The sequence below is a fragment of the Gallibacterium genomosp. 1 genome (assembly GCF_000771875.1).
GTDB lineage: Bacteria > Pseudomonadota > Gammaproteobacteria > Enterobacterales > Pasteurellaceae > Gallibacterium.
The window spans coordinates 1-7,541 of record NZ_JPXX01000002.1 but is presented as its reverse complement, the minus strand read 5'-3'; the positions used below and the strand labels follow the sequence as shown (position 1 = coordinate 7,541).

The following is a 7,541-nucleotide window of genomic DNA, read 5'->3' as shown; positions in this document are numbered from 1 at the left end:
GGCTGGCTGATTTAATTTAATTTGATTCATTTTTATCTCCATTTTGTTGGTTATGATAGTTCGTTATTATAGCGATGTTCCAAAGATTTTGAAGATAGGGCGGTTTATGTGTGGCTGTTTGCCGTTCTCTGTCGGATAGTGTGCAGAATGAAAACGAGGGTTACGCCTAAAACGAGCAGAATACCGCTTGCAATTTTCCAATTTATTTTTTCATGTAAGAACAATATAGCGAAAATAATGCCGAATATCGGTTCAAGTGCCGAGATCACGCCGGAAATATTAGCTGAAACGAATGGTAAACCGCTATTCCAGATTTTTGGTGCTAGCCAACTGCAAACAATACCTAGATAAAGGAGGGCGATGAGATCGATCATAGGTGGATTAAAATGCCATTGTTGATTTAATAATAGGGTGAATGGCAAGCATAACAGCATTCCTAGTACGATAGTAATGGCGGTGTAATTACGAGGAGAAATTTCTTTCATTATCGCTTTAGCCCAACGGGTGGTGAAAGCGAAAACGACGGTGGAAGCTAACACTAAAAAACAACCTAAAACATCAATTTGACTGTTCGGATCATCATCGCTCACCACTAAGGCGATGCCGATAAATGCGAGTAGTCCGAGAAAATAGTCAAATTTTCCAGTTTTTTCTTTAAAGAAGAGATCGCCGACAAATACCATAATCAAGGGTTGTAAACCGAGCATTGTTACTGCACTGGAAGCGGAAGTGTATTTTAAGCCTATAAATTGTAAGAGAAAAACAACAGGGTAATTGAGAAAAGAGAGCCATATTAATTGTTTGTAATGATGTGATGCGATATGGCGATAGCAACGCATAAAGGTTGGTAAAACAATAAAAGCAGCAATACAAAAACGAAATTGCACTAAAATTACCGGTTCAAAAGAGTGATATGCTAATTTCCCGATTGGTAATGAGCTACCCCAAATAGCGATTGCAATAAATAAAGCCAACATAAAGATAACAATATAAATTTAATAGGATCAGCATTATAAATCTGAGCTTAAATTTGCTGCAAGCCCATCAATAAGTTAGGGAATTTTGTTAGACTTATCAGCGGATTTTGTTTAGACTGAACACTTTGCAAAAATTACATTATTCTGTAATTTTGTTTTTTAGTGTGAACACAAACAAGTGTGATACTTGAATTTGCATAAATCGTTTTTATAGTCTTTTATCACTTAAAAGGAGAAAAATATGTCGTGGAATGATTCAGGGCAGGATCCTTGGTCAAAGCCGGGAAGTTCGGATAAACAAGAGAACAAAGGAAATAGCACATCTGGACAAGATCAAAAACCAAATCAACAACAAAATAATGACAATAATCCACCTGATTTGCTTGAAGAGTTATCAAAATTTTTCAATAAATTGAATCAAGGTGGGCAAGGAAATAATAATCCACAACGCCCTTCAAGTGCGGCAATTTCTTCTAAAGGTTTCGGTAAATTAGCTATTTTTGCGGTGATTATTGCCGTGATTGTTTGGGTAGTTTCAGGATTTTATACTATCAAAGAAGCAGAACGTGGTGTGGTATTGCGTTTTGGGAAATTGGAAAAGATCGTTCAACCGGGTTTAAACTGGAAACCAACTTTTATTGATAGTGTGATTCCGGTTAATGTGGAACGCATCAGTGAACTGAAAACTCAAGGTTCAATGTTAACGCAGGATGAAAATATGGTTACGGTTGAAATGACCGTACAGTATCGTATTCAGGATCCGGCACGTTATCTTTTCAATGTGGTCGATCCTCAAGATAGTTTAAGTCAAGCGACAGACAGTGCATTGCGTTATGTTATTGGTCATATGACAATGGATAATATTTTGACAACAGGGCGTTCTGTAGTGCGTGAACGGACTTGGAAATCATTGAATGACATTATTAAACCTTACAATATGGGCTTAGAAGTCATTGATGTTAACTTCCAATCTGCCCGTCCACCGGAAGAAGTTAAAGATGCATTTGATGATGCTATTAAAGCTCAAGAAGACGAACAACGTTTGATTCGTGAAGCAGAAGCTTACGCTAGAGAGCGTGAACCAATTGCGCGCGGTAATGCACAACGTATTGTAGAACAGGCGACAGCTTATAAAGAACAGGTTGTATTGGATGCACAAGGTGAAGCGGAACGTTTTGCGAAATTATTGCCTGGCTTTAAAGCAAATCCTGAATTATTGAAAGACCGTTTATATTTGGAATCTATGGAAAAAGTGATGGCGGGAACACCAAAGGTGTTATTGGATAATAGCAATAATTTAACTGTGTTGCCGTTGGAACAGCTGTTAAAACAAGGGAAGAAAAGTTCAGAGGATTCGAGCGAACAGCATCAAAAAGTGAGCGATATGCCGAAAGTGCCGCTAACATCATCAGCACCAATGACTAAACCGGTCACAGATGCAAAAGGACAAACAACAATTGAAGTAGATCGTCAAGGGAGATTTTAATGATGCGTAAGTTTGTAATTCCTATTTTAGCTGTGATTGCGGTTATTGTTTACGCCAGCATTATTGTAGTACCTGAAGGCACAAGAGGTATTATGTTGCGTTTTAGCAAAGTACAACGTGATGCTGATAATAAAGTGGTGGTATATAGTCCGGGATTGCATTTTAAAATTCCATTTATTGATGGAATTAAGATTTTAAATGCGAGAATCCAAACTTTAGATGGACAAGCGGATCGCTTTGTAACCGTTGAGAAAAAGGACTTATTAGTTGATTCTTATGTGAAATGGCGTATTGCCGATTTTGGTAAATTCTACACTTCAACCGGTGGTGGGGATTATTTGCGTGCAGATAGCCTGTTAAGACGCAAAGTCAATGATCGTTTACGTTCTGAAATTGGTTCTCGTACCATTAAAGATATTGTTTCCGGAACTCGAGGTGAATTAATGCTGGATGCGAAAAAAGCCTTAAATACAGGAGCGGAAAGCACCTCAGAATTGGGTATTGAAGTAGTAGATGTTCGTATTAAACAAATTAATTTGCCGGTGGAAGTTTCTTCTTCTATTTATCAGCGTATGCGTGCAGAACGTGATGCAGTAGCACGTGAACACCGCTCTCAAGGTCGTGAAAAAGCGGCATTTATTCAGGCGGATGTTGATCGTAAAGTAACCGTGATCTTAGCTAATGCAAATAAAACAGCACAAGAGCTACGAGGGGAAGGTGATGCTGTTGCAGCGAAAATTTATGCTGATAGTTTTGGACAAGCACCGGAATTTTATAACTTTATTCGTAGTTTAAAAGCTTATGAAAAGAGTTTTGCTCAATCCGATAATATGATGATTTTGAAACCGGATAGTGAGTTTTTCCAATTTATGCAACGTCCACAAGGACAAAAGTAACTGAAAAGCCTCAATAGAGGCTTTTTTATGTTGAATTTGGAAAAAGATTGGTTTGGCATTTTATGTATCTGGTAGTAAAGTATTTTCTTGGCTAGGATAGATTTTTTTAAACTGAAATAGAGAACCTAAAGGTAAAATTATGGGAAAAAGTGTAGCAGTTCTTGGCGCTCAATGGGGCGACGAAGGAAAGGGTAAAGTTGTTGATCTTTTAACGGATCGTGTGAAATATGTTGTTCGTTATCAAGGTGGACACAATGCAGGGCATACTTTAATTATTAATGGCGAAAAAACAGTATTACGCCTTATTCCATCAGGCATTTTGCGTCAAAATGTAACTTGTATGATTGGTAACGGCGTGGTGCTATCGCCTTCTGCATTAATGCAGGAAATGGGGGAATTGGAATCTAAAGGTGTGGATGTTCGTAACCGCTTGTTAATTTCTGAAGCTTGTCCGTTAATTTTACCTTATCACGTAGCGATGGATCACGCACGTGAAGCAGCATTGGGTAAAAAAGCAATTGGTACAACTGGGCGTGGTATTGGGCCGGCTTATGAAGATAAAGTTGCTCGCCGTGGTTTACGTGTTGGCGATTTATTCAATATGCAAGTATTTGCGGAAAAATTAAAAAATGTTTTGGATTACTACAATTTCCAATTAGTGCATTACTACAAAGTTGAACCGGTCGATTATGATAAAACGCTTGCGGATATTCAAGCAGTTGCTGATATTATCAAGGCTATGGTGGCAGATGTAACTACTATTTTGCATCAAGCGAGAGCAAGAGGTGACAATATTCTGTTTGAAGGCGCACAAGGTACAATGTTGGATATTGACCACGGTACTTATCCATATGTTACCAGTTCAAATACTACTGCCGGCGGTGTAGCAACTGGTTCAGGTTTCGGGCCGCGTAATCTTGATTATGTATTGGGAATTATCAAAGCCTATTGCACTCGTGTTGGTGGTGGGCCATTTACAACAGAATTGTTTGATGAAGTTGGTATGGAAATTACACGTAAAGGAAATGAATTTGGAGCAGTAACCGGTCGCCCTCGCCGTTGTGGTTGGTTTGATGCGGTGGCAGTTCGTCGTGCCATTCAATTAAATTCTATTTCTGGTTTTTGTATGACCAAACTTGATGTATTAGATGGATTTAAAGAAATTAAAATTTGTGTTGCATATAAAATGCCAAATGGTGAAATCCTTGAATACGCACCATTAGCTGCGGAAAAATGGGAAGGGGTTGAGCCGGTTTATGAAACTTTACCCGGTTGGTCAGAGAATACTTTCGGTGTTACCGATTTTAATCAATTGCCTGAAAATGCACGTAAATACATCAAACGTATTGAAGAAGTTACCGGTGTGCCGATTGCGATTCTATCAACAGGCCCAGATCGTGTTCAAACAATGATTTTACAAGATCCGTTTGCTGCATAATTTTTTGTTTGGCTGAAAAGTGATCTGACCCTGAAAAGTTGGATGCTCATTTAAGGACTGAATTCTGTATCGAACAGGATTCAGTCCTTTTAATTTTTATTGCATTCTGTTCTCATTGTAATAATGAACATATTCTTTGATAACAAGTTCTAGTAATGTATGACAGGTTAAAGAAAGCGTTTCGTGGTGTTGAAAGTAGAAATCAACAGCTTGTTGTTTAAATTTTTGGTTGTATTTGGTCATAAAAAATCTGCACCTCTGTTGTTGGATATAATTCCAACTTTAGGGGTGCAGATCAGCGTTAAGTCTTTTTATTTGGCTTAATAACTCTTTATTTTAATTTAGATAATTTCGCTTCAATCGCTGCTAAACGTTGTTTTAGCATCATATTTTCTTGCTCAAGAGAACGAATGCGTTGTTCATCATTAGATACCTTGATAACAGGCGCTTTTTGGTTTGATGAGCCAAAGCGATAAGTGATACCTGCATTCCACATTTTATACTTACTGCCTGAATAAGCTGCCCCAGCATTTAACAACAAGTTCTCGTTGATATGATGAGCCACACCCAACGCAAATCCTTGTTTGTCTTTAAAACGCCCAGTACCTGCCATCACTTGAAATTTCTCATTAGGATCATATTGCAATGGTTTTAATGCGGCTAATGCAGCATTCATCGCATCACCTGCACGAGATTCTTCTTCGACACTATCTATACGGCGATTTATACGGTGATCAGTTTGTGCAAGCTTGATGGTATTATTTTCAATAAGTTTTCTGTTCATCGCATCACCTGCGCGAGATTCTTCTTCAACACTATCTATACGGCGATTTATACGGTGATCAGTTTGTGCAAGATTGATGGCATTATTTTCAATAAGTTTTCTGTTCTCTTCAGTTGCACCCATAACAGCGTATAACTGGCTACCATTAATTGCATCGGTACTATCTGCGTTAATACGACCAGCTGCGACATTGGTGATAGTACGATAGATGGCATTATCCATATCGGTACGACCATTACCATTCGTATAATGAGCAGGATCATTCCAATGCCCTTCATTGGTAGTATCGGTATAACCAACAACGCCTTTTCCACCAATACTAACGGTTCCTACCACTTGCGATTGATCGCCACCTGCAAACGTATATTCTTTACCATTAATGGTTGTAGAAGCAGTTGCTTTAACATCTTCGGTAATTGAACTGTTTCCTAAAGCAACAGAATTTTTATGATCTGCGCGAGCATATGCACCAAGTGCTACTGCACTATCTTCTGTTACCACAGAGTAAGTTCCAACAGCCGTATCCGCTTTGCCAGTTGTATAACTACGAGTTCCCATTCCCACACTGAGTTTTCCTTCCGCAACCGCACCATTACCAACAACAGTAGCCTGACTTCCTCCAGCAATGGCTGCCGCACCAATCGCCGTTGCCCCCACAGCACCTAAGCCAAATTTATTGGGATGATTGTAGTCATCACGGTCAATAATAATACCTGCTTTGGCAGCTTCACCTATAACAGTATTACGATACCCAACCGCTTCTGCTGAATTACCGATAGCGATAGCCCCCGAGCGGATCGTACGAGGATCGTCACCAGGGGAAATATTATATAAAGGTTTACCTGTTTCAGGGTCAATGCGATCAAAGATATCCGCATTAGCATAGTCCTCATTAGTTGCACCTGCTTTTGCTAATGTACCAATGGCAATGCCATTCGCATTATAGGCATAGGCATTGACACCCATAGCAACGGTATACGTATCAAGGGCATGACCATAGCCTACTGCGGTTGCAATAAGGCCTTTTGCTTCTGCACTCTTACCAACAGCTAATGAACCAGCACCTTCTACAGTGCCACTATCCACTTTTTTCTTTAAATCTTCTTGTACAGTATAAAGTTGCCCACCATTAACGACCTCTTTACTGTTTTGTGCTATGTTACCATTAGACACATTAGTGATTTTTCGGTTATTAAAAGATGCCGTATTCGCAACATCATTGGTACCGCCAAAAGCTATGGAATTATTTGCATTGGCTCTTGCACCATAGCCAAATCCCATAGCACCAGATGCATTAGCTTGCGCGCCGAAACCAACAGCAATCGTATTATCTTCTTTTGCCACTGTTGCTTGCCCTATTGAAATAGCACCTTGTTTTAAAGCCTTACTACCACTACCAATAGCTGTGGTATATAGAGCATCTGCCTTTGCTCCTGAACCGATAGCATTGGAGTCATTAGCATTAGCATTAGCTCCTTGCCCTAAAGCAACAGAATTATTACCTAATGCTTTTGCATTTGACCCAATGGCAGCAGAACTTGAACCATTAGCTCTTGTTCCGTAACCAATCCCGATAGCATTACCAGCATTAGCTTGTGCACCATATCCTGTTGCAATTGTATAGACTTCTTTTGCCACTGCCGCTTGCCCTACCGCAATAGCACCTTGTTTTAAAGCTTGGCTACCGCCACCAATAGCAATGGTGTATCTATCGTTAGCAGTTGCAGTTTTACCAACAGCTAAACCACCATTATTGCTTGTGCCTTGTTCAACGGGATCACCTACAGCATCGGCTGCATTAACGGCAATAGCGAGAGTAGAAAGGGTAAATAAAATATTTGTCTTCATTTTTATCTCCTGAAATGCTTTAGTTATAAATGTGATGAAAAAATGTCAAAAATAGAGATAAAAAATTAGACAGGGGGGGATCTTTTGTGGTTAGCTTGCTTGCTTGCTTGCT

General features: G+C 39.4%; 6 protein-coding genes. 3 read left to right on the top strand and 3 right to left on the bottom strand.

All coding sequences use genetic code 11. The features are described 5' to 3' along the window. Positions 1-104: 104 nt before the first annotated feature. Positions 105-977 carry a DMT family transporter gene (locus JP36_RS11590; RefSeq protein ID WP_039170921.1) on the bottom strand — a complete coding sequence of 291 codons (873 nt, stop codon included), beginning with the start codon at positions 975-977 and terminating at the stop codon, positions 105-107. 241 nt (positions 978-1,218) lie between these two features. On the opposite strand from JP36_RS11590, the gene hflK reads away from it, so the two are divergent. From hflK to purA, 3 genes are all read left to right on the top strand, one after another. Then, positions 1,219-2,463, top strand: coding sequence for an FtsH protease activity modulator HflK (gene hflK / locus JP36_RS00580; RefSeq protein WP_039170919.1), 1,245 nt, complete (start codon positions 1,219-1,221; stop codon positions 2,461-2,463). Between the two features lie 2 nt (positions 2,464-2,465). Next, positions 2,466-3,359, top strand: a complete 894-nt coding sequence (gene hflC / locus JP36_RS00575; RefSeq protein ID WP_039084830.1) for a protease modulator HflC — start codon at positions 2,466-2,468, stop codon at positions 3,357-3,359. 139 nt (positions 3,360-3,498) lie between these two features. Next, complete coding sequence (purA, locus tag JP36_RS00570) at positions 3,499-4,797, top strand: adenylosuccinate synthase (RefSeq protein ID WP_039170916.1); 1,299 nt, start codon at positions 3,499-3,501, stop codon at positions 4,795-4,797. A gap of 96 nt (positions 4,798-4,893) precedes the next feature. Here purA and JP36_RS11470 read toward each other — a convergent pair whose 3' ends face one another. Next, positions 4,894-5,040, bottom strand: a complete 147-nt coding sequence (locus JP36_RS11470) for a hypothetical protein (protein WP_155274374.1) — start codon at positions 5,038-5,040, stop codon at positions 4,894-4,896. Between the two features lie 88 nt (positions 5,041-5,128). Continuing rightward, positions 5,129-7,429, bottom strand: a complete 2,301-nt coding sequence (locus tag JP36_RS00565) for a YadA-like family protein (RefSeq protein WP_234702129.1) — start codon at positions 7,427-7,429, stop codon at positions 5,129-5,131. Positions 7,430-7,541: the final 112 nt, after the last annotated feature.

Coding starts and splice junctions, on each gene's coding strand:
- JP36_RS11590 (WP_039170921.1), bottom strand. CDS start 977: ATGTTGGCTTTATTTATTGCAATCGCTATTTGGGGTAGCTCATTACCA.
- hflK (WP_039170919.1), top strand. CDS start 1,219: ATGTCGTGGAATGATTCAGGGCAGGATCCTTGGTCAAAGCCGGGAAGT.
- JP36_RS11470 (WP_155274374.1), bottom strand. CDS start 5,040: ATGACCAAATACAACCAAAAATTTAAACAACAAGCTGTTGATTTCTAC.
- hflC (WP_039084830.1), top strand. CDS start 2,466: ATGCGTAAGTTTGTAATTCCTATTTTAGCTGTGATTGCGGTTATTGTT.
- purA (WP_039170916.1), top strand. CDS start 3,499: ATGGGAAAAAGTGTAGCAGTTCTTGGCGCTCAATGGGGCGACGAAGGA.
- JP36_RS00565 (WP_234702129.1), bottom strand. CDS start 7,429: ATGAAGACAAATATTTTATTTACCCTTTCTACTCTCGCTATTGCCGTT.